Annotated in this window: 27 protein-coding genes and 1 pseudogene; 11 read left to right on the top strand and 17 right to left on the bottom strand. The window is 61.1% G+C overall.

Annotation, left to right across the window (positions count from 1 at the left end):
* Nucleotides 1–200 precede the first annotated feature (200 nt).
* The 3 genes from ACYZTY_RS19010 (at nucleotide 201) to ACYZTY_RS19000 (ending at nucleotide 2485) form a co-directional block, all read left to right on the top strand.
* Nucleotides 201–686, top strand: coding sequence for a GNAT family N-acetyltransferase (locus ACYZTY_RS19010; RefSeq protein WP_461955008.1), 486 nt, complete (start codon nucleotides 201–203; stop codon nucleotides 684–686).
* 77 nt (nucleotides 687–763) lie between these two features.
* The gene (locus ACYZTY_RS19005) at nucleotides 764–2176 is read left to right on the top strand and encodes a diaminobutyrate--2-oxoglutarate transaminase (RefSeq protein ID WP_461955007.1); all 1413 of its coding nucleotides are present in this window, start codon (nucleotides 764–766) and stop codon (nucleotides 2174–2176) included.
* 81 nt (nucleotides 2177–2257) lie between these two features.
* Nucleotides 2258–2485 (top strand): MbtH family protein, encoded by a 228-nt coding sequence (locus ACYZTY_RS19000; protein WP_010461182.1) that lies wholly within the window; start codon nucleotides 2258–2260, stop codon nucleotides 2483–2485.
* Nucleotides 2486–2659: 174 nt separating this feature from the next.
* Here the strand turns inward: ACYZTY_RS19000 and ACYZTY_RS18995 are convergent, their stop codons facing one another.
* From ACYZTY_RS18995 to ACYZTY_RS18960, 8 genes are all read right to left on the bottom strand, one after another.
* A complete protein-coding gene (locus ACYZTY_RS18995) occupies nucleotides 2660–3559 on the bottom strand; it encodes a metal ABC transporter substrate-binding protein (RefSeq protein ID WP_461955006.1) in 900 nt (299 codons plus the stop codon).
* On the bottom strand, nucleotides 3560–4459 hold the full coding sequence (locus tag ACYZTY_RS18990) for a metal ABC transporter permease (protein ID WP_003226663.1): 900 nt from the start codon (nucleotides 4457–4459) through the stop codon (nucleotides 3560–3562).
* Entirely contained in the window at nucleotides 4459–5217 is a 759-nt protein-coding gene (locus tag ACYZTY_RS18985; protein WP_461959354.1) for a metal ABC transporter ATP-binding protein, read from the bottom strand. Before ACYZTY_RS18985 ends, ACYZTY_RS18990 begins: the two co-directional genes overlap by 1 nt.
* Nucleotides 5218–5291: 74 nt before the next feature.
* On the bottom strand, nucleotides 5292–6218 hold the full coding sequence (locus ACYZTY_RS18980; RefSeq protein WP_461955005.1) for a metal ABC transporter substrate-binding protein: 927 nt from the start codon (nucleotides 6216–6218) through the stop codon (nucleotides 5292–5294).
* 35 nt (nucleotides 6219–6253) lie between these two features.
* On the bottom strand, nucleotides 6254–6826 hold the full coding sequence (locus tag ACYZTY_RS18975) for a DUF6162 family protein (protein ID WP_461955004.1): 573 nt from the start codon (nucleotides 6824–6826) through the stop codon (nucleotides 6254–6256).
* Nucleotides 6823–7146, bottom strand: coding sequence for a hypothetical protein (locus ACYZTY_RS18970; RefSeq protein WP_461955003.1), 324 nt, complete (start codon nucleotides 7144–7146; stop codon nucleotides 6823–6825). The genes ACYZTY_RS18975 and ACYZTY_RS18970 overlap by 4 nt, the downstream gene beginning before the upstream one ends.
* Complete coding sequence (locus ACYZTY_RS18965) at nucleotides 7143–7685, bottom strand: thiamine pyrophosphate-binding protein (RefSeq protein ID WP_461955002.1); 543 nt, start codon at nucleotides 7683–7685, stop codon at nucleotides 7143–7145. The genes ACYZTY_RS18970 and ACYZTY_RS18965 overlap by 4 nt, the downstream gene beginning before the upstream one ends.
* Nucleotides 7682–8875, bottom strand: a complete 1194-nt coding sequence (locus ACYZTY_RS18960; RefSeq protein WP_461955001.1) for a PepSY-associated TM helix domain-containing protein — start codon at nucleotides 8873–8875, stop codon at nucleotides 7682–7684. The genes ACYZTY_RS18965 and ACYZTY_RS18960 overlap by 4 nt, the downstream gene beginning before the upstream one ends.
* A gap of 427 nt (nucleotides 8876–9302) precedes the next feature.
* Here ACYZTY_RS18960 and leuC point away from each other — a divergent pair, with 427 nt between their 5' ends.
* Entirely contained in the window at nucleotides 9303–10724 is a 1422-nt protein-coding gene (leuC, locus tag ACYZTY_RS18955; protein WP_461955000.1) for a 3-isopropylmalate dehydratase large subunit, read from the top strand.
* Nucleotides 10721–11335 (top strand): 3-isopropylmalate dehydratase small subunit, encoded by a 615-nt coding sequence (leuD, locus tag ACYZTY_RS18950; RefSeq protein ID WP_461954999.1) that lies wholly within the window; start codon nucleotides 10721–10723, stop codon nucleotides 11333–11335. The genes leuC and leuD overlap by 4 nt, the downstream gene beginning before the upstream one ends.
* Nucleotides 11336–11431: 96 nt before the next feature.
* On the opposite strand, the gene ACYZTY_RS18945 is transcribed toward leuD, so the two are convergent.
* The 3 genes from ACYZTY_RS18945 to ACYZTY_RS18935 all read right to left on the bottom strand — a co-directional run bounded on the left by ACYZTY_RS18945 (nucleotide 11432) and on the right by ACYZTY_RS18935 (nucleotide 13976).
* The gene (locus tag ACYZTY_RS18945) at nucleotides 11432–12382 is read right to left on the bottom strand and encodes a LysR substrate-binding domain-containing protein (protein ID WP_461954998.1); all 951 of its coding nucleotides are present in this window, start codon (nucleotides 12380–12382) and stop codon (nucleotides 11432–11434) included.
* Nucleotides 12383–12400: 18 nt separating this feature from the next.
* Entirely contained in the window at nucleotides 12401–13276 is an 876-nt protein-coding gene (locus ACYZTY_RS18940; protein WP_461954997.1) for an alpha/beta fold hydrolase, read from the bottom strand.
* 241 nt (nucleotides 13277–13517) lie between these two features.
* Complete coding sequence (locus ACYZTY_RS18935) at nucleotides 13518–13976, bottom strand: VOC family protein (protein ID WP_461954996.1); 459 nt, start codon at nucleotides 13974–13976, stop codon at nucleotides 13518–13520.
* Between the two features lie 188 nt (nucleotides 13977–14164).
* On the opposite strand from ACYZTY_RS18935, the pseudogene ACYZTY_RS18930 reads away from it, so the two are divergent.
* Nucleotides 14165–14542 (top strand): annotated as a pseudogene (locus tag ACYZTY_RS18930) (MetQ/NlpA family ABC transporter substrate-binding protein); the annotation flags it as partial.
* A gap of 125 nt (nucleotides 14543–14667) precedes the next feature.
* On the opposite strand, the gene soxR reads toward ACYZTY_RS18930, so the two are convergent.
* The gene (soxR, locus tag ACYZTY_RS18925) at nucleotides 14668–15135 is read right to left on the bottom strand and encodes a redox-sensitive transcriptional activator SoxR (RefSeq protein WP_461954995.1); all 468 of its coding nucleotides are present in this window, start codon (nucleotides 15133–15135) and stop codon (nucleotides 14668–14670) included.
* Nucleotides 15136–15230: 95 nt separating this feature from the next.
* Between soxR and ACYZTY_RS18920 the strand changes: the two genes are divergently transcribed.
* Complete coding sequence (locus ACYZTY_RS18920; protein WP_461954994.1) at nucleotides 15231–15602, top strand: antibiotic biosynthesis monooxygenase; 372 nt, start codon at nucleotides 15231–15233, stop codon at nucleotides 15600–15602.
* 4 nt (nucleotides 15603–15606) lie between these two features.
* On the opposite strand, the gene ACYZTY_RS18915 is transcribed toward ACYZTY_RS18920, so the two are convergent.
* The 4 genes from ACYZTY_RS18915 to msuE all read right to left on the bottom strand — a co-directional run bounded on the left by ACYZTY_RS18915 (nucleotide 15607) and on the right by msuE (nucleotide 19776).
* Nucleotides 15607–16710 carry a sigma-54 interaction domain-containing protein gene (locus tag ACYZTY_RS18915; protein WP_461954993.1) on the bottom strand — a complete coding sequence of 368 codons (1104 nt, stop codon included), beginning with the start codon at nucleotides 16708–16710 and terminating at the stop codon, nucleotides 15607–15609.
* 24 nt (nucleotides 16711–16734) lie between these two features.
* Nucleotides 16735–17922 carry an acyl-CoA dehydrogenase family protein gene (locus ACYZTY_RS18910; RefSeq protein WP_461954992.1) on the bottom strand — a complete coding sequence of 396 codons (1188 nt, stop codon included), beginning with the start codon at nucleotides 17920–17922 and terminating at the stop codon, nucleotides 16735–16737.
* A 134-nt stretch (nucleotides 17923–18056) separates the two neighbouring features.
* Nucleotides 18057–19202, bottom strand: coding sequence for an FMNH2-dependent alkanesulfonate monooxygenase (gene ssuD, locus ACYZTY_RS18905; RefSeq protein ID WP_033059220.1), 1146 nt, complete (start codon nucleotides 19200–19202; stop codon nucleotides 18057–18059).
* 10 nt (nucleotides 19203–19212) lie between these two features.
* The gene (gene msuE, locus ACYZTY_RS18900; protein ID WP_461954991.1) at nucleotides 19213–19776 is read right to left on the bottom strand and encodes an FMN reductase; all 564 of its coding nucleotides are present in this window, start codon (nucleotides 19774–19776) and stop codon (nucleotides 19213–19215) included.
* Between the two features lie 399 nt (nucleotides 19777–20175).
* Here msuE and ACYZTY_RS18895 point away from each other — a divergent pair, with 399 nt between their 5' ends.
* From ACYZTY_RS18895 to ACYZTY_RS18880, 4 genes are all read left to right on the top strand, one after another.
* Nucleotides 20176–20445 (top strand): hypothetical protein, encoded by a 270-nt coding sequence (locus tag ACYZTY_RS18895; protein ID WP_131060115.1) that lies wholly within the window; start codon nucleotides 20176–20178, stop codon nucleotides 20443–20445.
* A 102-nt stretch (nucleotides 20446–20547) separates the two neighbouring features.
* Nucleotides 20548–21159 (top strand): LysE family translocator, encoded by a 612-nt coding sequence (locus ACYZTY_RS18890; protein WP_461954990.1) that lies wholly within the window; start codon nucleotides 20548–20550, stop codon nucleotides 21157–21159.
* A 204-nt stretch (nucleotides 21160–21363) separates the two neighbouring features.
* The gene (locus ACYZTY_RS18885) at nucleotides 21364–22521 is read left to right on the top strand and encodes an aminotransferase class V-fold PLP-dependent enzyme (protein WP_461954989.1); all 1158 of its coding nucleotides are present in this window, start codon (nucleotides 21364–21366) and stop codon (nucleotides 22519–22521) included.
* Nucleotides 22522–22586: 65 nt separating this feature from the next.
* Nucleotides 22587–24395, top strand: a complete 1809-nt coding sequence (locus ACYZTY_RS18880) for an aminopeptidase P family protein (protein WP_461954988.1) — start codon at nucleotides 22587–22589, stop codon at nucleotides 24393–24395.
* Here ACYZTY_RS18880 and ACYZTY_RS18875 read toward each other — a convergent pair.
* Complete coding sequence (locus tag ACYZTY_RS18875; protein ID WP_461954987.1) at nucleotides 24388–25308, bottom strand: LysR family transcriptional regulator; 921 nt, start codon at nucleotides 25306–25308, stop codon at nucleotides 24388–24390. The two genes, ACYZTY_RS18880 and ACYZTY_RS18875, sit on opposite strands and share 8 nt — an antisense overlap.
* Nucleotides 25309–25390 lie beyond the last annotated feature (82 nt).

Genomic DNA, 25390 nt, shown 5'->3' with positions numbered 1-25390 from the left:
CCGCTGGACTGCGCCGCAGTCCCATTTTTTGGGGCCGCTTCGCAGCCCAGCGGGGATAAATCCCCTCGCCACAAAAGCCCGCTCCCACAGGGATCTGATGTGTTGCACATCAAATGTAACTTCTCTCCATTGGTATTCTGACGGCCACCAGCGCTATCGTCCCCGGCAGCTTTTTCTCAATGGATTGAGGTAACAGCGCCATGGATGCATCGATTCACATCTGCAAGGCAACCCCCGCCGACGCCGGCATCATCAGCCGCATCGTCGAGCGTTCCATTCGCGTCGGCTGCGCGCTCGACCACCGCAACGACCCGCGAACCGTTGCCACCTGGACCCACAACAAAACCATCGAACACGTACAACCCTGGCTGACCGACCAACGGTTGTACCTGAACATCGCCCTGTTGCAGGACAAACCGGTCGGTGTCGCCATGGCGGCGATCAGTGGCAAGGTCGCGTTTTGCTACGTGCAGCCGGAATGGTTTCGTCGCGGTGCCGGAGAGGCGCTGGTACACGACCTCGAAGGCTGGTTGATCAACCGGGGGCTGGCTCAGGCACGGCTCAACAGCACCCGCACCAGCGAGGCCTTTTACCGTCATCTGGGTTACCGGCCCTGCGCCGAAATCTTCACCGTGGCCGGGCTCCACGCCATCCCCATGCGCAAAGCACTGACACCGCCTTCATAGAAAGCTGATCGAGGGTCTAAATCCTCGGCGCCCTGATGCGTTTCCAGAACAGGAAAACCTTATTGAGGGGTCGAGAGATGTCAGTCGCTACCAGCCTTATGGAAGATCAGTCGGCCCGGATCACTCCGGCGCCGGCCGAGACGCTTTATCAGTTCAACGAATCGCCGCTGCTGGCCCGTCAAAACCAGCAGGAATCGAATGCCCGCAGCTACCCGCGGCGCATTCCCCTGGCGCTCAAACGCGCCAAGGGTATTTATGTCGAAGACGTCGAAGGCCGCCATTTCATCGACTGCCTGGCCGGCGCCGGGACCTTGGCCCTGGGGCATAACCATCCGGTGGTGATCGAAGCGATCCAGCAAGTGCTGACTGATGAACTGCCGCTGCACACCCTCGACCTGACCACGCCGGTCAAGGATCAGTTCGTCCAGGACCTGTTCGGTCTGCTGCCACCCGCACTGGCTGCTGAAGCGAAGATCCAGTTCTGCGGCCCGACCGGCACCGACGCGGTGGAAGCCGCGCTGAAACTGGTGCGTACCGCCACCGGACGCAGCACCGTGCTGTCGTTCCAGGGCGGTTATCACGGCATGAGCCAGGGCGCGCTGAGCCTGATGGGCAGCCTGGGGCCGAAAAAGCCATTGGGCGCCTTGCTCAGCAACGGCGTGCAGTTCATGCCGTATCCCTACGATTACCGCTGCCCCTTCGGGCTCGGCGGCGCGCAAGGGGTGAAGGTCAACCTGAGCTACCTGGAAAACCTGCTGAATGACCCGGAGGCCGGCGTGCAATTGCCGGCGGCGGTGATTGTCGAGGCTGTGCAAGGCGAGGGCGGGGTGATCCCGGCCGATCTCGACTGGTTGCGCGGCCTGCGACGCATCACCGAAAAGGCCGGCGTGGCGCTGATCGTCGATGAAATCCAGAGCGGTTTCGCCCGCACCGGCAAGATGTTCGCCTTCGAACACGCCGGAATCATTCCCGATGTGGTGGTGATGTCCAAAGCCATCGGCGGCAGCCTGCCATTGGCGGTGGTGGTCTATCGCGACTGGCTAGACACCTGGCTGCCGGGCGCCCATGCCGGGACCTTCCGTGGCAATCAGATGGCCATGGCCGCAGGATCTGCGGTGATGCGTTACCTGACCGAACACAAGGTCTGCGAGCACGCCGCCGCCATGGGCGAACGCTTGAGCGAACACCTGCGCATCCTGCAGCGGGACTTCCCGCAACTGGGCGACATTCGCGGGCGTGGCTTGATGATCGGCGTTGAGCTGGTCGATCCGACGGGCGCGCCCGATGCGCTGGGCCATCCGCCGATCTTCGGTCGCCTGGCGCCGCTGGTGCAGCGTGAATGCCTCAAGCGTGGGCTGATTCTTGAGCTGGGTGGCCGTCATGGCGGCGTGGTGCGCTTCCTGCCGCCGCTGGTGATTACCGCCACGGAAATCGATCGGGTGGCCGAGATTTTCGGCCGGGCCATGGCCGCTGCCACCGCCAGCCTGTAAATTTTTCCGCACCTGGTACGTTCCTTCTACATACCGGCTGCGCACGCAGTGCAGTCCACCCTACAGCGATGGAGATACACCATGACGTCAGTATTCGACCGCGAGGACATCCTCTTTCAGGTCGTGGTCAACCACGAAGAGCAATACTCGATCTGGCCCGACTACAAAGCCGTGCCTGCCGGCTGGCGCACCGTGGGCAAGAGCGGCCTGAAAAAGGAATGCCTGGCCTACATCGAAGAGACCTGGACCGATATGCGTCCGTTGAGTTTGCGCCAGAAGATGGACGAGCAGGCGGCAGTGGCTAATTAAGGCCCGGCGCAAAAAAGAAGCCCGCTGGACTGTTAACAGTCAGCGGGCTTTTTTTGGTCCGGGATTTGTGTCGCCTGTCAGGCCGCCTTCGCGGGCAAGCCTCGCTCCTACAGGTTCGGTGATCTGTAGGAGCGAGGCTTGCCCGCGAAGAACGATAACGCGGTGTAACTGACGTTACGCCCCACTCAACCCCTTGATCAGCAAATCCACATTTCCCTCCAGCTCAGCCACCGGATCCGCAGCATCCACACTCAACACCACCAACCGACTGCCTGCCTCTGAGATCATCGCTTTCACCGCATCCGACGGCTGTCGGTGATGCAACACCACCGCCACATCATTGTCCTTTAGCGTCGCGCCCAATTGCTTGAGGGCTTCAGGTGTCCACTCGGCATCCGGGCGTGCATCGAGGCCGATCAGCTCCAGATTCAGCCCGCCGATCAGGTAGCCAAAGTGATCGCTCAGGCTCATCACACTGAGGTTGTCTGCACTGGCCAGGCGTGCTTCGCTGTCCGCGCTGAGCTTGAGCAAACGCTGCTTCAACGTAGCCAGGTTAGCCTCGATCTTCGGCTTGGCCTCGGGCGCCAGGCGCACCAGGTCTGCCGCCATCACATCCGCCATCCGCCCCATGTTGTTGCTGGAAAACCAAGGCTGGCTGTTCAACCCGTCGACCTTGTTCCCAGGCTGCACGGCGATGCCGGGCAGGGCGCCGTCCACCGGGCGGGCGGCATCGACTTCGATGATACGGATGTTGCTGCGCCGGGAAATCGGGTACAGCGGATCGTCTGCCCACACTGAGCGCAGGCCAATTACCGCATCGGCGTCGGTCGCCAGTTTGGCCAGCGCCGGAGCGCCGCGCCCAGTGAAGTACGCCGTCTGACGGCTGCCCGGCAGGTTCGCCGGCGCGGCACGCTCAAGGCTGACGTCGGTGCCCTTGAGCAGCACTTCGCCCAGCCCGTAAGTGATCGGCAAAGACGCCAGCACGCGCAGTGGTTTTGTGTCCGCCGCAAAGGTTGTAGTGACCAGCCCGCACAGGGCCACGGCCAAGGTCAATTGACGCAAAGTAAAAGACATTTATCCGAGATTCCCTTTCAGACTTGGGACGACGCCACGCGCAATGGCGGCCAGAGCAAAAGCGATACCGGCGACCAGAATGATTGCGGCACCGGACGGAATAGGCAGGTCGAAGACGATCGGCGCGAGAATCCCGCACAGCGTGCTGACCGTGGCGATCAGCACTGAGCACCAGAAGAAACCCTTCAGCGATTGGCTGAGCAAGCGTGCCGCTGCGGCCGGAATCACCAGCAGCGCACCGACCAGAATTGCGCCGATGACTTTCACCGCGGCCACGGTGATCAGGGTTACCAGAATCACAAACAGATAATCCAGCGTCTTCACCGCCACACCGCGCACCGCCGCCAGTTGCGGGTTGAAACTGGCCAGCATGATGCGGTTGTACAGCGGCAAGGCCAGCGCCATGACCAGTGAGCCGACGATCGCTAGCACCAACAGATCATTACCGTTGACCGTCAGCACCGAACCGAACAGCACGTTTTCGAGGATGTGCACGTTGATCTTGCCCGCCAGGATCAGCAGCAGGCTTGCCCCCAGCGCCAGCGACACCGAGAGAAACACGCCGATCAACGTATCCGGTGCCAACCCGGTGCGGTTGCGCAGGTAGTTGAGCAGGATGCCGAACAGCAGGCAGTAACCGAACAGGCTGCCGTAAGGCCCGGTGTACGGTTCGCCGAGCAGGATGCCGATGGCCACGCCGGTCAATGCCGCGTGACCCACCGCTTCGGAGAAAAACGCGAAGCGCTTGACCACCACCAGCGTGCCCAGACCGCCCAGCACCGGGCCGATCAGCAAACCGGCGAGCAGCGCGTTGACCACAAATCCATAGGCCAACGCTTCGGGCAAGTAACCCGAAGACGCCCAGCCCTGAACCATCAAACGAAAGGCTTCATAACTCATCAGGCAGGGCTCCGTGGATGGGTCGAGAACAGGGTCAGCAAGCGCTCCGGCGTCAATGCTTCCTTGGGCGTGGCATCGAACAGCACCCGGCGATTGAGCCCGGTGACGCGATCCGCCAAGCGCCCGACCGCTTCCAGATCATGCTCGATCCACAGCACGGTGATCCCGCTCTGGCGCCAGTCGCCGAGCAGCCGTTCGAACACCTGAATGCCGGCCTCATCGAGGGCCGACATCGGTTCATCGAGCACCAGCAACTGCGGCGCCGGGATCAACCCTTGAGCGAGCAACACGCGCTGACGCTCACCGCCGGACAACGCGCCCATGCGCCGCTTGCGTTTGTCTTGCATGCCGACCCGTTCAAGCGCTTCACCAATCGCGGCGGCGTAGTGCTTGCTCAAACCAAGGAACGCCGGACGACGCTGACACATCGCGGCCATGAAATCGTCAACGGTCATCGGCAAACCGCGATCGAATTCCAGCGCCTGAGGCACGTAGCCGATGGTCCCGGGTGTGCCCGGCCATTGCAGGCTCAAGCGGCCCTGGTGCGGCATTTGCCCGAGCAGCGTCTTGATCAGCGAGCTCTTGCCACCACCATTCGGGCCCACCAGCGCATGCACGCTGCCGGGCTGGACCTGGAAGGTCACGTTGTCGAGGATCGTCGTTCGCCCCAGCGTCAGGCTGACCTCTGCAAAGTCCAAGGTTGGCCCCAAAACCTGTAGGAGTGAGCCTGCTCGCGATAGCGGTGGGTCAGTCAACATCGATGTCGACTGACACTCTCTCTTCGCGAGCAGGCTCGCTCCTACAGGGGTTTCGCTGAGTGTTTCTTTAGCGGTCATTTCCCCGACTCCTGAATCGCCCGGACCACCGTATTGAGGTTGCCAGTCATTTCCTTTTCGTACTTGTCGGCGGTGTATTCGCCATAGGAAATGTGCGACAGCGGGTACAGCTTCACCCCGGACTCACGCTGGATGGTCTCGACGTAGGTAGACGGGAAATCCATCTCCGAGAAGATCACCTTCACGTCCAGTTCCCGCAGTTGATCGATGGTCTTCTTCAACTGGCTCGGGCTCGGCTCGATGCCGTGGGCCGGCTCGACCACGGCTGTCACTTCCAGGCCGAACTCACGCAGCAGATAGTCATAAGCCGCGTGAACCGTGGCCACCCGCAGTTCGGCGTTCGGCGCCTGGGTCAGTTTTGCCAGGGCGTCGGCGCGCATCTGCCGCAGGCGTTTGCCATAGGCGCGAGCATTCTGGGTGTAGGTCTTGGCATTGGCCGGGTCGAGTTTGCCCAGCTCACGGGCGATGTTGTTGACCTGGGCAATCGAAGCGCTGATCGACAGGAAGGTATGCGGGTTGACGACCTTGCCGGCACCGCGTGCGGCGACCCCGGTGGCGGCCAGCAGCGGCACGTTTTCGTTGGCTTCGATCACCGGGACGTTCGGCGTTTCGCTGGCGGCGATCATGCGGTCGGCGAAGTCGTCATGACCGACACCGTTGAGCACGACCACGTCCAGACCGCTGATGCGCTTGATGTCCTCGGCGCGCGGCTCGTAGGCGTGCGGGTTGAAACCGGCCGGAATCAGCGGCACCACTTCGGCCTTATCACCGACGATGTTGGCCACGTAGCTGTAATAAGGGTGCAGGGTGATGCCGATGCGCAGGCGCTTGGCCTCGTCGGCGCTGGCCAGTGGCGTCAGCAGGCAAGCCAGCACGCCAACCACTGTCAGGCGCAGGAAAGAGCGTAGAGATGAAATAGGCATGGGAAAGCGGTCTTCTCTCGGGTGAAGGCGAGGGTTCAGTGCCGGTGCTGGCGGGTCACGCCGGCATCGAATTGCGCGACGATCTGCTGCCAGCCGGCGCTTTCGAGCGCGACGTCAGTGAGATCGGTCGGGGCCGCGAGGGCTTTGCCGCGGTTGAGCCAGACGTCAGGCGCATCGTCGTCAGCGGTCAAACGCATCAGAAACGAACCGGCGACGGCGGGCGTCTGGCTCTGACCGAAGTAAGCCTTGGCGTCGAGCAACTGCCAGGCATGGCCGCCACGGCTGACGGAACTGGCGTCCTGGGCAAACGGCGCGAAGCCTTCATCGGCAAGATTTTCGGGTGTCGGCAGCGCTTGCTGTTCCTGGCGCAGCAGGTGAATCTCGTCGAGGGTGACACGCAGGTCGGCGTAGATCCCTTGCTCGGACGCGCTCAGGTCGCGGCGGGCATCCAGTTGATGGCTGCCAACGTTGCTGACTTCCTGAGACTCATGGCGCCAGGCAACCACCGAGCCGGCCACCGCCAGGATCATCAGGCACAACAGCAACACAAACAGGGTTTCATGGCCGGCACCGGCCGGGCGGACGACGTGTGTAGTGGGCGTACTCATGGGGCTTGAATGTCCGCTTGGTCGATCTCGACGACGTGGCCGGGGCCGGCGTCGAACAGCACGTAGAATTCGGCGCCGGGCTTCTTGAAGGTCAGGGTCGAATCGGCGCCAAGCTTGCCCGGCACCAGGATGGTTTCGTCGTAGCCGATCACGTCCAGCGTCACCCCCGGCGCACCGCTGCCGTCGGAGAAGCCGCCGGTGCATTGGATTTGTTCGGCGTCGATGGCTTTGCATTCGCACATCGGGTTGTGGGCCAGGGCGCTGGCGCTGAAACCGGCGCAGAGCACCAGCAAAGCCGCGTTTAGAGAACGTAGCGTCATGGTTTGCCTCCTTGTTTGTTCAGCCACGCGAGGGTGGCGGGGGATGCCTGGCTCAACGGGATCGACGCTTGATGCATCGCGCCGTCCCAGCCTTCCATGGTGATCCACAGTTCGGCGTCGGCTTTGGTCTTGTCGGGGATCGGCAGCATGGCGCCCATGCGGTACGGCGTGCCGAAGAAAATCACCCCGGCGGCGCGCAGGCTGCGCGGTTTGCCGATGCGCAGGTACGTCGCCTTGACCTGATCTCGACAGCTGTCGCACAGCGCTGCGTTGAAGTTCTTCATATAGCCGGCCGGGCCATCGAGGGTCGGTGCTTCGTTGCGCAACTCGGCGAGGCGCAGGCTCCAGGGCCCGACCTGCACTTCACCGATTTCCCGCTCACCGAGTCCGGTGTCGCCGCGAAACAGCGCCGCGTCGGCAAAGTACTTGGGCATAAACCCCAGCGGCACCAGCAACAGCAGCACGTTGATGTGGAAGCGCCATTTGTGCCAGAAGCGGCTGAGTTTCGAGGCCGGTTTGTCGGCGGCGAACAGGCTCATTGGCTGACCTCCGAGGTTTCACGGCTGGTGACGGCGGCGGTGCGCGGACGTTTGTCTTTGCGTTTGAGGGCATTGGCCGTGGCCAGGGCGGTGCGCTTGGTCCAGATCAACAGGCCGCTGAGGACCATCATGCTGAGGATCAGGCCGAAGAAGAACCAGATCAGCTTGATCCAGATGCCGCCGAAATCACCGGTGTGCAATGGCCGCATGGATTCGGTCACCAACTCCAGGCCGGAACGGTCCGACAGCAGGCGGGTGGCGGCGATATCGCCGGTGTAGGGGTTGATCTCGGCAGTCTGGAACATCAAGGGATACCAACTGCGACCGCCCACCGTCAGGTAGCTGTAGGCATTGGCAGGCATGCTGACGAAGCTGTCTTCCAGGCCAGGAATGCGCTCCTTGGCCTGCGCAATCGCCGCCTCCAGACTGATCATCGGCGCGGGCGAGCCATCGGTGCTCACTGGCACGCTCTCACGGGGGACCACCAATGCCACGGGAGCAGTGGAAATCGACACTTGGTTATCGAACATGAACGCTTGAATCAGGAACCAGGTGCTGGTGATGGAAATCACCGCGATGAACCAGATCGACCAGATACCGCTCAGTCGGTGAAAGTCGCCCCAGAAAATCCGCGCGCCATGACGGATGCGCAACGTCGGACGCAAGAAGCCTTTCCAGAAACGCTTGTAGACCACCAGCCCGGTCACCAAAGACGCCAGCAAGGGCAGGCTCAGGAACGACACCAGGTACCAGCCCCAGCTGTAACCGTTGGTGAACGGCACCAGCCACCAGCCATGCAATGCACGTGTGAAGGCCTGGAAATTGAATGGCGGGGCGGCGCCCTGAATCACGCCGGTGTACGGGTTGACGTAAACCGTCAACGAGCGACCATCGGGGTAGCTGACGTTGACATCGAGCGCGAAGTGCGACTCGTCGGGCCGGCTGATGGCCTCGACCAGCGTGTCCGGTTCCGCCTTCTTGATGGCGGCGATGATCTGGTCATAACTGAGCAGCGGCGCATCGTCCGTGGGTTGGCTGGCGCGCATTTGCGGGTTGGCCAGCCAGACGATTTCCTGACTGACCACCGCCAGCGTGCCGGTGACACAGACGATCAGCACGAAAAACCAGATCGGCAAGGCCAGCCAGCTATGGACCAGAAACCAGAGTTTGGAGCGGGATTTCTTCGACATGATTAAAGGTCTTGTATCGATGAGAGGGCCTCTGCTGCGGGCTTCCCAGCGATGAGGTCCATGAAAGGCCGGCCCGTGGCTTTTGCCTACGCGGACTGACTGCATCTATATAGGACGGATGAGGGTCGGAAATCCCGAAGCGGTATATGAAAGTAAATGTTTCCCGTTCCCGCCAACACACACAACCCTTGTAGGAGTGAGCCTGCTCGCGATAGCGGTGGTTCAGCCAACGTCAACGTGACTGACACACCGCTATCGCGAGCAGGCTCACTCCTACAAGGGATCTGCGTTCACTTCAGGCTGGGTGTTCCTCGATCCAACACGAACCATGGTTCACGGGATCACTCTCCGGCCATTGATGGGGATGGCCCACTCCCTAAGATGGAACTCAGACGCCTTTCACCCGCGAGCCTGAGCGAGCCCCTCCATGACGCCAGCAAGAACCCTCTACGACAAACACATCGATTCCCACACGGTGTGTCGCCTCGATGACCAGGGCCACGTCCTGTTGTACATCGATCGCCAGGTCATCAACGAATACACCAGCCCCCAGGCATTCAGCGGTTTGCGTGAGGCCGGGCGCGGAGTCTGGCGTGCCGGAACCGCGCTGGCCGTGGTCGATCACGTCAACCCCACCGCCCCGGTGCGCATCGCCGCCATGCCGGACCCCGGTGGCGCGCGGCAGGTGTCGTATCTGGCGGAAAATTGCCGGGACTTCGGCATCGAGTTGCTCGACATCCTCAATAAACGCCAAGGCATCGAACACGTCATTGCGCCGGAGCAGGGCTTTATTCTGCCGGGCATGGTGATCGCTGCGGGCGACAGCCACACCACCACCTATGGCGCCCTCGGTGCGTTCGGATTCGGCATCGGCACTTCGGAGATCGAGCACCTGCTGGCGTCCCAGACTCTGGTCTACAAACGCCTGAAAAGCATGCGCGTGACGGTGGATGGCGAGTTGGCGCGGGGGCTGACGTCCAAGGACGTGATCATGACGCTGATTGGCCAGATCGGCGCGTCGGGTGCTACCGGGTACGCCATCGAATTTCGCGGTTCGACCATCGATGCCTTGAGCGTCGAAGCACGCATGACCATCTGCAACATGGCCGTCGAGGCCGGGGCGCGGGGCGCGTTCATGGCCCCGGACGAGAAAGTCTTCGCCTACCTCAAGGGCAAACCACGCGCACCCAAAGGCGCGTTGTGGCAGCAGGCGGTCGAGAAATGGCGGGCCTTGCACAGCGACGCGCACGCGCATTTCGACCGTGAAGTTTGGGTGGACGCCAGTACCCTGGAACCGATGGTGACGTGGGGCACCAGTCCGGATCAGGCGTCACCGATTGGCGCGCGTGTGCCGGACCCGCAAGACGTCAGCGACCTGATCCTGCGTCAGGACATGCGCCGTGCCCTGAATTACATGGGCCTCGAAACCGGCATGCCGCTCAGCGATATCGTCATCAGCCACGCCTTTATCGGCTCCTGCACCAACGCTCGCATCGAAGACCTGCGCGATGCCGCCAGCGTGGTGCGGGGCAAACACGTCGCCGGGCACGTGCGGGCGATGATCGTGCCGGGCTCCACCGAAGTGCGCAATCAGGCTGAAGCCGAAGGCCTGGCGGCGATCTTTATCGAGGCCGGGTTCGAGTGGCGGCAGTCCGGGTGCTCAATGTGCCTGGCGATGAACGATGACGTGCTCGCGCCGGGCGACCGCTGCGCCTCCAGCACCAACCGCAATTTCGAAGGCCGCCAGGGCGCGGGTGCGCGCACGCACCTGATGAGCCCGGCCATGGTCGCCGCGGCAGCGATCACCGGCCGCTTGACCGACATCCGTCACTTTGGAGACCGCGCATGAGCCTGCAACCTTTCACCCTGGTCACCGGCAAGGCGGCGCCGATGCTCGCGGCCAACATTGACACCGACGTGATCATGCCCAAGCAGTTCCTCAAGGGCATCGACCGCGCCGGGCTGGATCGTGGTTTGTTTTTTGACCTGCGGTTTATGCCGGACGGGTCGCTTAATCCCGAGTTCGTGCTGAACAAACCGGCATGGAAGGGTGCAAGCTTCATGGTGGTAGGGCCGAATTTTGGTTGCGGGTCGAGCCGCGAACATGCGGTCTGGGGTTTGAAGCAGATGGGGATTCGGGCGCTGATTGGCAGCAGTTTTGCCGGGATTTTCTATGACAACTGCCAGCGTAACGGAGTGTTGTTGATTACCCTCGATGAGGCTGTTTCACAGCGGCTTGGGCAAGTGGTCAGTGAACCGGACAGCGCGCTGATCAATGTTGATCTGGAAGCTCAAAAGATTCGCCTCCACGACGGTCGGGTCATCCCGTTCGAAATCGACACCTTGCGCAAAACTGCATTGCTGCTGGGCCTCGACGCCATCGGCAGCACCTTGCAGCGCAGCGAGCAAATCAAAACCTTCGAACGCAATCACTTGGCCGCCAACCCTTGGCTGAGCTGAAATCGCCTTCGCGGGCAAGCCTCGCTCCTACAGGATCACCGCTGACCCTGTAGGAGCGAGGCTTGCCCGCGAAGGGGTCCGCCCTGACACAGCAAATCAAACCGACAACCCCTTGAAATGCTCCTGCAAAAACTCCACACACGCCCGCAGCTTCCCCGAATACGCCAGGCGCGTCGGGTACACCGCCCAGACGTTGGCGCTCTGGGTGTATTCGGGCAGCAACTGCACCAGCCGTCCTTGTTCCAGCAGCGGCTTCACATCCCACAATGAGCGCAGCAACACGCCGCGCCCATCCAGTGCCCACTGCAAGACGATTTCCCCGCTGTTGGACGACAACGGCCCGCTGACCCGCACGCTCTCCAGAACGCCATCGCGTTCCAGGTTCCAGACGCCGAACGCGTTGTCGCGCTCCTTGAGCACCAGGCAGTCGTGTTGCTCCAGATCGCTCAGCAGTTGCGGCGTGCCCCGGCGTTGCAGATAGGCCGGCGCCGCGCACAGCACCCGTCGATTACTCACCAACCTCCGACCGATGTGCTGACCGGGAATGTCATCGCCGACACGGATCTCCAGATCAAAGCCTTCACTGACGATGTCCACCACCCGGTCGAACAGGTCGAGGCGAATCTCCAGATCCGGGTAGCGCTCGGCCAACAACGACAGGGCCGGCGCCACATGATTGCGGCCGAAGCCGAAACTCGTGCACAAATGCAGGCGCCCGCGAGGGCTGTCGTGGGCGTCGGAAAGTTCGTCGTGCAGTTGCTGGAAGTCATCGAGAATGCGCAGCGCCCAGCGCTGGACCCGTTCACCGTCCTCGGTCAGGGCGATGCGGCGACTGGTGCGATGGAGCAGGCGGGTGCCGAGGGTGGTTTCGAGAATCTGGATGCGCTTGCTGACGTAGGCGGGCGACAGGCCCAGCTCATCGGCAGCGGCGGCGAAACCGCTCTTGCGGATCACGGTGAGGAGTACACGCAGGTCTTCGGGTAGGGGCACGGTGTCTTTCTTGGTGGTCATGGCAGAACGAACACTGGCGGCATGAGCCGCCAGCATAGCAGCGGGACGCCGCGATCAGCGCAGGAAACCCAGCACTTCGGCGAGCAACAGTTCGGGGGCTTCTTCGGCGATGTAATGGCCGGCGGGCAGGGCGTTGCCACGGACGTCGGTGGCCACGTGTTGCCATTCCTTGAGCGGCGCGAAACAGCGCCCGACCGTCCCTTCGGCGCCCCACAGGACCAGCAATGGCAGGTGCAGATAATGACCGGCCTTGATATCGGCGCGGTCATGTTCCAGATCGATGCTGGCGCTGGCGCGGTAGTCCTCGCAGATGCCGCGCGCGGTGCCCGGCAGTTTCAGGCAGCGCAGGTATTCGCCGAAGGCCTCGGGCGTGAACGGTTTGAGCCCGGCGCTGCGACTGCCCATGACGCTGCGCAGATAGGCTTCGGGGTCGGCTTCAATCAGGGTTTCCGGCAGCGGCGCCGGGCGGATCAGGAAGAACCAGTGCCAATAGGCGCGAGCAAAGGCTTCGTTGGTTTGCGCGTACATCGACAGGGTCGGGGCGATGTCCAGCAGCACCATGCGTTGCACGGTATCGGGATGATCCAGCGCCAAACGATGGGCCACCCGAGCACCTCGATCGTGGGCAAGCACCGAGAACTGTTCGAAGCCCAGGGACTTCATCAGCTCGACGCTGTCCTTGGCCATTTCACGTTTGGAATAGTTCGTGTGGTGATCGTTGGCCGGCGGTTTGCTGCTGTCGCCGTAACCACGCAAGTCGGCGGCGACCACGGTGAAGTGTTCGGCCAGTTGTTCGGCGACCTTGTGCCAGATGACGTGGGTCTGCGGGTGACCGTGCAGCAACAGCAGGCCCGGCCCGCTGCCGCCGATGCGGTAGGCAATGTCCACACCGTTGACGTGGCGCTGGTCTTTCAGGAATCCGGCGAACATGGGGCGAGTCCTTGTTGTAGTTGCCTGCATCCTGAAAGTGTTGCGCGCCGGGGGCAAGGCGCAAAGCGTGGAGCGCTTGTTCATGAAGTGTGTTCGAGGGATGTGTGGTGTCAGGGATGCCGCCTTCGCGGGCAAGCCTCGCTCCTACAGGGTTTTGTACCGTTCGGGATTACCGCAAACAACACAAAACCTGTAGGAGCGAGGCTTGCCCGCGAAGAGGCCCTAAAATCCACCACAAAACTCAACCCTGTTGAAACATCTCCTGCGCCCGCTGCTCAATCTGCTCCTGAGTCAAATCCTCTTTGCGCGTGGCCAGAAACCACAGATGCCCATAGGGATCTTTCAACGTCCCCGAGCGGTCGCCATAAAACTGATCCTTGACCTCGGACACCACCGTGCCGCCCGCCGCAATCGCCTGTTTATAGGACTTGTCCACATCGTTCACATACAAGTGCAGCCCCACGGAGGGCGACGTGTCGGGATTGCTCAACGGCCCCTGATCGCACGGCGTACCGAGCATGATCGGGCAATCGCCAATCCTTAGCTCGGCATGTCCAATCCCGCCATCCGGCATCGACAGGCGCATGACTTCGGTGGCGCCAAAGGCCTTCTTGTAGAACTCGATGGCTTCGGCCGCTTTCTGAATACCCAGATAAGGCGTGATGCAGTGATAACCCTCTGGAATGGGTTTGACGCTCATGACAGTTCTCCCTTGTTGTTTTGAATTGATGGTGTTCCTTCGCCGATTTCCGGTCGGATAACTATAGGTCAGCGCCTTTTGCGCAACCGAGTGCCCGACGAGCAGCAGCGTCACTGTTCAGCTATCAACAGTGCTGCAGCAGATTGCTCGGGTTTATCCGTTTTCAATCGACAAAACCCCCGAAAACACGGGCGCTGGTGCTGCTGCACGAAGCCGGGCTGATCAAACTCAAGGACCCGAGCAACACCCTGGCGACCCAGCGCGACATTATCGACAATCCGAAACACCTGAAGATTCGCGAACTGGAAGGTGCGTTGCTGGCACGTTCGGTGAGCCAGGTGGACCTGGCCTTTGTGTTCGCCAACTACGCCCTGGAAGCGGGGATCGATACCAACAGCGCGCTGATCGTGGAGAAGGGCAAGAGCCTGTACATCGAATTCCTCGTGGCGCGGCCGGACAACATCAATGATCCGGGTGTGCAGAAGCTGGCGAAGGCGTTGAATTCGGATGAGGTTCGGCAGTTCATTCTGACCCGCTACAAAGGGCAGATTGCGCCAGGGTTCTGATTTTTTATCAACCGTGAGATCGCCATCGCGGGCAAGCCACGCTCCCACAGGGTTTGCGTCGTTCGTTAATTTCGTGAACGACACAAGACCTGTCGGAGCGAGGCTTGCCCGCGAAGGCCGCACCGCTATTTCGGATCTGCCCCCGATTCCAGCAGCTGCGCCCCCGGCCCCTGTTCCCCAAGCACATCACCAGAATTACGCAACGGACACGCCTCCATCGACAAACACCCACACCCGATGCAGCCATTAAGCCGATCCCGCAGCAGCACAAGCTGATTGATCCGCTCATCCAGATCGCGACTCCACTGCGCCGACAACACCTTCCAGTCCGCCGCTGTCGGCGCACGGTTATCCGGCAAGGCTTTCAGCGCCTCGCCAATCTCCGCCAACGGAATCCCCAACCGCTGGGCCACTTTGATCAACGCCACCCGCCGCAACACTTCCCGTGGATAGCGCCGCTGGTTGCCCTGATTGCGATTGCTTTTGATCAAGCCCTTGGACTCATAAAAGTGCAACGCCGTGACCGCCACGCCGCTGCGGGCAGCCAATTGGCCGACGGTAAGTTCCTTGTGCAGATGTTCCGAGGTGATCATTTGAAAAATGCCTCTTGACCTCTAGTTAACTTTAGGTTTTACCCTGCAGGCCTTCGGATCGCAAGGTCCGGCTTTCACGTCAGTGGGGATTCTTCATGCAAGCGCCAGAGAAAAATCGCAGCTTCACCCAATTGATCGAATTCGAGATCGAACCCCATCAGCAGCCCGCGTTGGTGTCGGCATTATCAAAGCAGACTGAACGTCTGGCCCAATGCTATAGCGGGTTCTTGAGTGCGAGCATCCAGGCCAGCGACGACGGCCGGCGGGTGCTCAATTACCTGCAATGGCAAACTCGCGAGGCGGGGGAGGCCGCTTTTCAGAGCTTTGAAAGCGGCGAGCAGGATTTCTGGCAGCTGATTCGCGCCCATCAGGCGAAGACCGTGACGTTCGGCTCGTTCCAGGTGCTGCACAGTCTGGAACGCAGCCACGACGATGCGCTGCACTGCAATCTGGTGCATCAGGGGTAAGCGCTTAGATCGACAATTGCATCAAGCGCTCACCCTGAACGTTTTCTGTGGGCCGGCGCTTGTTGACCGCCAGTTCGCCGATCTTGATCAGCCGCGTGCGTGTGACGTTGCGGCTCAAGCCGAGCAGGGCAGCGGTGTGCACCTGGTTGTAATGGCTGAAGCGATAAGCCGCTCGCAACAACGCGTCCTCGACTTTCTCGTGGAGCGCACCGGCCTGTTCTTCGAAGAGCTTTTGAAAGGCCCGGTCGAGCAAGGCTTCCGGTGAGTCGTCGATGTTGCTGTGGTGATCGTCCTGACGCTCGATACGCATGTTCGACAGGCGCAGGTCATCGCGTTCGATCACGCCGTTGCGGCAGATCAGCAGGGTGTGGTGAATCACGTTTTCCAGCTCGCGGATGTTGCCCGGCCAGCTGTAGCTGCGCAGTTTCAGTTCGGCCTCTTTGCTGATGGTGATGGTGCCGTAACCCAGGCGCTGGCTGTAGGCTTCGACGAAATGTCGGGTCAGCGGCAGGATGTCGCCGGGGCGATCGCGCAGCGGGCTCAGTTCCAGGCTGACCACGTCGAGGCGGTAGTACAAATCCTCGCGGAAATGCCCGGCGTTGATGGCTTTCTCCAATTGCACGTTGGTCGCGGCCAGCACGCGCACATTGATGGGAATGCTCTTGCGCGAACCCAGTCGCACTACCTCGCGCTCCTGCAACACGCGCAACAACTTGACCTGAATCGCCATCGGCAAATCGCCGATTTCGTCAAGGAACAACGTGCCGCCATCGGCCTCCTCGAACCAGCCGGCCTTGGCGCTCAGCGCACCGGTAAAGGCGCCTTTTTCATGGCCGAACAACTCGGCCTCCACCAGGGATTCAGAGAACGCGCCGCAGTTCACTGCCACAAAAGGCCGGTTACGGCGGGCGCTGAGGTTGTGGATATGCCGCGCCACCAGCTCCTTGCCGGTGCCGGTTTCGCCGATGATCAGCACGCTGGCTTCACTCGGCGCGACTTGTTGAATGTGGGCGAGCAAGGCCTGGGATTTAGGGTCTTCGAACACCTGCGCGGTCGCGCGGATCGAAGTGGCCAGCGCGGGCGAGGGCGGTAATGTGAGAAGTTGCATCAGGCAGGCTCCATGAGTGGAAGGCTATGAATAGAAAGTCGGGATCGGCAGGGACTGGTTCAGCGCCCAGTCACCCAGTTCATGGAGTTTGTAATCCACCGGGTCGTGCAGGGTCTGCGTGCGCAGGTTGCGCCAGTGGCGGTCCAGTCGCAGGGAGGCATGGGTCGAACGCGCGCCGGTGACTTCAAACAAACGACTACAGATATCCAGGCCATTGCGTGTTGCCGCGACTTTGGCGGTGGCGATGGCTGTGGCGAGTTGCCCGCGTTCTTCGGCGCTGAGGTTCGGGCCTTTGGCCCACGCCTTGTCGAGCAACTCGGCGGCGCGTTCCACCAGCAGTCGAACGCCTTCGAGGGCGACCCAGAATTCGCCGTAATGGCCGAGCACATAGGGATCCTGACGCACATCCTGCGCGCTGGATTTGTGCCACGGACGGGTTTCGGTGAGCGTGTATTGCCGCGCTTCTTCAAAAGCACCTTCGGCAATGCCGAGGAACATGTGCGTAAAGGTCAGTTGGGCAATCAATGGTCGCAGGCAGGCAAACGGTGTGCTCAGCGGACCCGGATCGAGCAGCAGTTCCGATTCCTCGACCCGCACTCGCTCGAACGTCGCGCTGCCGCTGTCGGTCTGGCGCTGGCCCATGTTGTTCCAGTCGTTGTGCAGGGTGATGCCACTGCGACCGCTGGGGATGGCGGCGATCAACAGTTTGCCGCCGGCACTTTCGTCAACGGCCGAGGCGATCAGCATTTCCGAGTCAGTGGCGCCTGAGCAGAAGCTTTTCTTGCCCGAAAACTCGCGCCAGCCGCCGAGGTTTTTCACCACGGTGCGGGTGTCCAGCGGGTTGAGGGCGTTGCCCCAGAACCAGTTCTTGCGCGCGGTCTGTTCAAACCACGGCTGCCACTGCTCGGGCCTGGCGAACAGGCGCACGGTGGCGAGCATCAGGTGATGGAAGCCGAAGACATGCGCAATCGAACTGTCGACCTTGGCGAATTCGCGCACGATGTTCAGGGTTTCACTCCAGCTGGCGCCGAGGCCGCCGTACTGGACGGGAATGCTTAACGCGAGCAGACCGCTATGACGCAGCGCGTCACGTTCGGCCTTGGGTGTACCGCCACGCTCGTCGCGCTCGACGGCGGTCAGGGCAAACTCGGCGGCCAACTGGCGGGCGGTCTGCAACGGGGACAACAGGGCGCTTTGCGGCTTGGCAGTCACGCGGGGTTCCTCTTAAAAATCGACACAAATCTATGTAGGAGCGAGGCTTGCCCGCGAAGAGGCCATCACATTCAACAGAAATGTCGACTGTCAGAACGCCTTCGCGGGCAAGCCTCGCTCCTACAAGGATCGGGTCAGGCCGTGGCTTTGGTGGGCAGTACGTCATTGGCGATCATTTCGCCAAACGGCCCGGTGAGGTTGGTGACGCCGCGCCCCGCCAGGCTCGCGTACGGCTCGGGCAACAGCGGGAACACCAACTCGGCAAAGCGATAAGCCTCTTCGAGGTGCGGGTAGCCGGAGAAGATGAAACTCTCGATGCCCAGGTCCGCGTACTCCTTGATCCGCGCCGCTACTTGCTGCGGGTCACCGACCAGCGCCGTTCCGGCACCGCCGCGCACCAGACCGACACCGGCCCACAGGTTGGGCGAGATTTCCAGGTTGTCGCGGCGCCCGTCATGCAACGCGGCCATGCGTCGCTGGCCTTCGGAGTCGAAACGCGAGAACGACTTCTGCGCCGCGGCGATGGTCTCGTCGCTGATGTGCTCGATCAGTTTGTCCGCCGCTTTCCAGGCCTCCTCGGCCGTCTCGCGAACGATCACATGCAAGCGAATCCCGAACTTCACCGTGCGACCGTTTCGCGCCGCACGCTCACGCACATCCGCCAGTTTTTCCGCGACGGCGGCCGGTGGTTCGCCCCAGGTCAGGTAGACATCAACCTGCTCGGCGGCGAGTTCATGAGCGGCTTCGGATGAACCGCCGAAGTACAGCGGCGGATACGGTTTCTGCACCGGCGGATACAGCGCCTTGGCGTTCTGCACTTGCAGGTGTTTGCCTTCGAAATCCACCGATTCGCCTTGCAGCACGCGGCGCCAGATTTTCAGGAATTCGTCGGTGACTTCATAGCGCTCGCTGTGGTCGAGAAAGATCCCGTCACCCCGGTTTTCATCCGGATCACCGCCGGTCACCACATTAATCAGCAAACGGCCATTGGACAGCCGATCCAGCGTGGCGGCCATGCGTGCCGAGACCGTCGGCGAGATGATCCCGGGGCGGATCGCCACCAGATAGCGCAGGCGTTCGGTCAGCGGCACCAGCGCCGAGGCGATCACCCACGAATCCTCGCAGGAGCGCCCGGTAGGAATCAGCACGCCGTGGTAGCCAAGGCTGTCAGCGGCTTGCGCCACTTGTTTGAGGTAGTTGAGGGTCACCGGGCGCGCACCCTGAGTGGTGCCCAGGTAATGGCCGTCGCCGTGGGTCGGCAGGAACCAGAAAACATCCATGAAGAAATCCTTAAGCGATTTTCAGCAGATTTTTGGGGTGCACGCCGAACAACGGCGCGGCGCGTTCTGCAGCAAGACGAATGCGGGCCTTCAAGGGCTCACTGGTTATTTGGTAATTGGCGAAATCGGCTTCGGTGGCGTAGACGCCAATCGGCAAGGTCAGGGCCTGGAAGAAACTGAACAGCGGCCGTAACTGATGATCGAGCACCAGCGCATGCCGTTCGCTGCCACCGGTGGCGGCCAGCAACACTGGGGTGTCGATCAGCGCATTGAGGTCGATCAGGTCGAACAGGTGCTTGAGCAGGCCCGGGTAGGAACCGCGATAAACCGGCGCAGCGACGATCAGCAGGTCGGCGTTCTCGATTGCTTGCAGCTCGGCTTCAATTTCGACGCTCAACTCCTGGCGGGACAGCGCGGCGCCCAGTGGCCGGGCGATGTCGCCCAGTTCGATCAGCTTGCTCTCGATCGGCAATTGCTCGGCCAGCTCGGCCAATAGCGCTTGGGTCAGCACCAGCGTGCGGGACGGACGCCAGGTACCGCCGGAGAGGGCAACGACTTTCAATGGACGCGACATGATCAGTTCCTTTTTAAACAGTTGCTCAGCGAGCAGTGAGAAGTCACTGACTTGAGCAAGAGCTGTACCAATCCTTACAAGCCCGTTTTACGGGGCTTGTAGAGCATCGATCAGTGGGCGCTGTGCGATTTAAAGGGCGGTTTGTTGAATGACTGTTGCCTGGCAAACAGTTGCGTGAGCAACAGTGCGTGGAGGCGATGGAGTTGTTATAGAGGCTCGCTGTTATTCCGTAAAAGATCATAAATTAATATTTATAGATCATTTAGAGATATGACAGGTGCAGGCCGAACGTCATTAGCCAAATTTGATAGCCACTATCGAGAGCGTTGATTTCTGCCCATCGAAGGGCGCGAGTAGCCTGTGTTCATTGCCCCGAACCCAGATGCCAGGACGCCCCAGATGAAACCTCTAATCGCCACTTTCTTGCTGCTCGCGGTCTCCGTTCTCGCCGGATGTGCCAGTCATGTTTCGCCTGAACTTCGGCCATACACCGCCGAAGAAAGTCGCGAACTGGCGCTGGAAGCCTTGAATCGTCGTGGTTTGTCCTTCGACGAGTACCATGCGAAAAAAGCCGAATTGCTCGGCCAGCCGCAAAAGTCGTTCAGTTTCGACAAACAAGGCGAGATGAACGCCGAACGTGCTGTACAGCTCCACGGTCGTCCAAGCTGATCGCAAACTGTACCGTTCGAAGTTTCACGCAACTGTCCATGGGTTTCCCCCGGGGCGTGCGATAGGGTCAACACCTGACTGACCCTGATTGGACTGCCGCTCATGCTCTCGCTCGATCTGCTGCTGGGCTTCGCCCTGTTTGCCCTCGTCACCTCGATAACGCCTGGCCCCAACAACACCATGTTGCTGGCATCGGGCGTGAACTTCGGCTTTCACCGCACCATCCCGCACATGCTCGGCATCACTTGCGGCTTCTTTGTGCTCGTCGTGGCCGTTGGTTTCGGCCTCGGCGCGGTGTTTCAAACCTATCCATTGCTCTATACGGTGCTGCGTTACGTCGGCGCGGCGTACTTGCTGTACCTGGCATGGAAAATCGCCCATTCAGGCCCGGTTTCCGAGAGTGAAAAAGACGACAGCAAACCGATAACTTATCTGGGGGCGGCGGCGTTTCAGTGGGTCAATCCCAAGGCGTGGATCATGGCCATCGGTGCCATCAGCACCTACACGCCGATGCAGGGCTACTTCACCAATGTGATCGTGATTGCCGCGGTCTTTGCCGTGATCAACCTGCCGAGCGTCGGCGTCTGGGCCGGTTGCGGCACGTTGTTGCGCAATGTGCTGAAGGATCGTCGCTGGTTGCGACTGTTCAACTGGGGCATGGCCTTGCTGTTGGTGGCTTCGCTGTATCCGTTGTTGCTCGAAAGCTTTAGCTGACACATCGCTTCAACCGGTTGGCCGATGCCTGTTAAGCTCGACTTCAGGAGCGTTCCTACGCACTTTTAAATGAAGTTGTTCTTCTTTAACGGCCTCCGATCAGGTATTTCTAACGCTCTGAACGATCGGCGCAGCTCACGAGGCTGCGCCTTGATGGTTCAGTGACGAGCCTCCTGATCCCGGAACATGCTCTGCGAGTTTTCTATGAATAAACGTCCTCTGTATTTCGACTACGCCGCCACCACGCCGGTGGATGAGCGGGTCATCAAGGTCATGGTCGAGTGTCTGGGTTTCAACGGAAACTTTGGCAACCCGGCGTCCAGCTCCCATGCCTTCGGCCAACAGGCCCGGCAAACGGTCGAGCAGGCGCGGCGCCAGGTCGCCGAACTGGTCGGCGCCCAGGCGGAACAGATCGTCTGGACCTCTGGCGCTACCGAATCGAACAACCTTGCCCTCAAGGGCGTTGCCCAGGCTCGCGGGGTGTCCGGCGGCCACATCATCACCAGCCAGATCGAACACAAGGCCATCCTCGACACGGCGAAGCAATTGCAGGACGCCGGTGTGGCCGTGACTTATCTGGTGCCTGACGCCGAGGGTCTGATTACCCCGCAAGCGGTCTGCGAGGCGATGCGCGAAGACACCTTTCTGGTGTCGCTGATGCTGGTCAACAACGAACTGGGCACGGTCAATGACATTGCGGCCATCGGCCAGATCGTGCGTGATCGTGATGCGTTGTTCCATGTCGACGCGGCTCAGGGCGCGGGCAAAGTCGCGATTGATCTTGCTGCATTGCCAGTGGACCTGATGTCGTTTTCGGCGCACAAGATTTACGGCCCCAAAGGCATCGGCGCGCTGTACGTCGGCCCGCGCGCGCAGCAACGTTTGCAGGCGCAGATTCACGGCGGCGGTCACGAGGGCGGTTTGCGTTCCGGGACCCTGGCGACTCATCAGATCGCCGCCATGGGCGTGGCCTTCGCCTTGGCGGCCGCCGCTTTCGAGGAAGAAAAAGCCACGATCGTGCGGCTACGCGAACGCTTGCTTGAACAACTGCTGGGCATCCCCGGCGTTCGGCTCAATGGCAGCCTGACCCAGCGCATTCCCCATACCCTGAGCCTGACCTTCAACGAAGGCGAGTTCAATTCCGCGGCGTTGAGCAGTTCGATCGCGTTTTCCGCGACCTCGGCCTGTAATTCCGCCAGCAATGCGCCTTCCCATGTGCTGCTGGCCCTGGGGCATGACGCCCGCTCGGCGAGTCGCACCATCCGCTTGAGTCTCGGCCGGTTCACCACCGAGCAGGACATCGACCAAGCGGTACAACTGATTAAAGCAGCCTGCGCCAGTGCCCCGGCATTCTGGCAATAAGGCCTGACAGTTCCGGCGTTGATCGGCACTCAACAATAATGATGAAGTGATTAGCAGGAGACATGATGAGTACGCAGCTTTCGATCAATGGATCGGTGCCCGAGCGCCTGGCGCAAACCCGCGAACTGATGAGCCGGGAGGGCATTCATGCCCTGCTGGTGCCGTCGGCCGATCCGCACCTGTCCGAATACCTGCCGGGCTATTGGCAAGGGCGTCAGTGGTTGTCGGGCTTTCATGGTTCGGTCGGCACGCTGATCGTTACACCGGACTTTGCCGGTGTCTGGGCCGACAGCCGTTATTGGGAACAAGCGACCAAGGAACTCAACGGCAGCGGCATCGAGCTGGTCAAGCTGCAACCGGGCCAGCCTGGCCCGCTGGACTGGCTGGCCGAGCAAACTCCTGAAGGCGGCGTGGTCGCGGTCGACGGTGCGGTGATGGCCGTGGCGTCGGCGCGTACGCTGGGTGGCAAGCTCGAAGAGCGCGGTGCACGTCTGCGCACCGACGTCGATCTGTTGAACGAAGTCTGGCGTGACCGTCCGACGCTGCCGAATGAACCGATCTATCAGCACTTGCCGCCTCAGGCGACCGTCAGCCGTGGTGATAAACTCGCCAAGCTGCGTGAAGTGTTGAAGGGGCGTGACGCCGACTGGCACTTCATTGCCACCCTCGATGACATCGCCTGGTTGTTTAACCTGCGTGGCGGCGACGTGTCGTTCAACCCGGTATTCGTTTCCTTCGCCTTGATCAGCCAGGAGCAGGCCACCCTGTTCGTGGCCCTGAGCAAGGTCGATGCCGAGCTGCGTGCGGTCCTTGAACAGGACGGCGTGACCCTGCGCGATTACAGCGAAGTGGCCGACGCCTTGCGAGCGGTGCCGAGTGGCGCGAGCCTGCAAGTCGATCCGGCGCGCGTGACGGCCGGTTTGCTGGATAACCTGAACAACGGCGTGAAGCTGGTCGAAGGCCTGAACCCGACCACTTTGGCCAAATCGCAGAAGAGCCTGGCCGATGCCGAGCACATTCGTCAGGCCATGGAGCAGGACGGCGCGGCGCTGTGCGAGTTCTTCACCTGGCTGGACACGGCGTTGGGTCGTGAGCGCATCACCGAACTGACCATCGACGAACACTTGACTGCCGCACGTACCCGACGTCCCGGGTACGTTTCGCTCAGTTTCAACACCATTGCCGCCTTCAATGCCAATGGCGCGATGCCGCACTACCACGCCACCGAAGAAGAACACGCGGTGATCGAGGGCGACGGTCTGTTGCTGATCGACTCCGGCGGTCAATACTTGGGGGGGACCACCGACATCACGCGGATGGTGCCGGTCGGTACGCCGACGGATGAGCAGAAACGTGATTGCACGCGGGTGCTCAAAGGCGTCATTGCGCTGTCCCGTGCGCAATTCCCTCGTGGCATTCTCTCGCCATTGCTCGATTCGATTGCCCGCGCGCCGATCTGGGCCGAAAGCGTTGATTACGGACACGGCACTGGCCATGGCGTCGGCTACTTCCTGAACGTGCACGAAGGTCCGCAAGTCATCGCCTATCAGGCCGCCGCTGCCCCGCAAACCGCGATGCAACCGGGCATGATCACGTCGATTGAGCCGGGGACTTATCGCCCGGGCCGTTGGGGTGTGCGGATCGAGAACCTGGTGTTGAACCGTGAAGCGGGCAAGAGCGAATTCGGCGAGTTTCTGAAATTCGAAACCCTGACCCTGTGCCCGATCGACACCCGCTGCCTGGAACCGTCGCTGCTGACGTTGGACGAGAAACAGTGGTTTAACGCTTACCACGCCGAGGTGCGCGAGCGCTTGAGCCCGTTGCTGGATGGCGCGGCCCTTGAGTGGCTGAATACCCGTACTGCGGCTATTTGATCGGTTGGAGTTCAGGCGCTGTTTCGAGCGCCTGACTCATATAGTCAACAAAGGCTTTGACCCTGGCGGATTGGCGACGATTCGCCGGGGACACGGCATGAATCGGCAACGACTGCGCGGTGTAGTCCTGCAAAATCGCGGTCACTCGACCGGCGCTCAGATCCTCGCTGAACAACCATACCGGCGACAACGCAATCCCCAGTCCTCCCAGCACCATCTCGCGGATCGCCTCTGAGTTGTTGCTTTGCGCATTACCCTTGATTCGCACCTCGTGACGTTGGGCGTTTCGCTCGTAAATCCATAAATTCTGATTGTTCAGCAAGTTGAATTGCAGGCAATTGTGTCCGCGCAGTTCTTCCGGTGTGGTCGGCTCGCCGCGTTGCGTGAGATAGCCCGGCGCTGCGACGGTCGCCCGGTGGGTGGTGCCGATGCGGCGGGCGATGAGGCCGCTGTCGGTCAACTCGCCAATTCTGAAGGTAACGTCCAGGCCTTCGCTGACCAGGTCCTGATTCTGATCACTGAGTTGCAGGTCTATCTGAACCTGGGGGTGTTTTTTCAGAAACTCTGGAAGTCGCGGTGCAATCTGCAAGCGTCCGAAACTGACGGAGGAACCGATCTTCAGGTTGCCGGCAACGGTTTCGCGTCCTGATTGAAAACTGTGTTCAGCCGCGTCTACGGCCGCGAGGACTTGTCGGCATTCGCTGTAGTACCGCTGGCCTTCGTCGGTCAGCGAGAGTTGGCGAGTGCTACGGGAAATCAGCTTCCCGCCCAGTTCGGTTTCCAGCGCCCTTAGTATTTTGCTGATGGTCGGCTGGCTGGTCTGCATCTCCCGGGCAACGGCAGAAAAGCTGCCGCGTTCGATAACCCGGACGAAGATGGCCATTGCATGGAGTTTGTCCACGGGGTTTCTCATTGATGCCAAATGGGCATGGTCACTATAGCTATATAGCGTCTTATCGGCATGAGTGAGTGGGAGGAAGATCGGTCCTACAGCC

Source organism: Pseudomonas sp. LB1P83, assembly GCF_054897885.1.
Note: the sequence above shows the minus strand (reverse complement) of the source record. Positions and strands in the feature narration are given on the sequence as shown.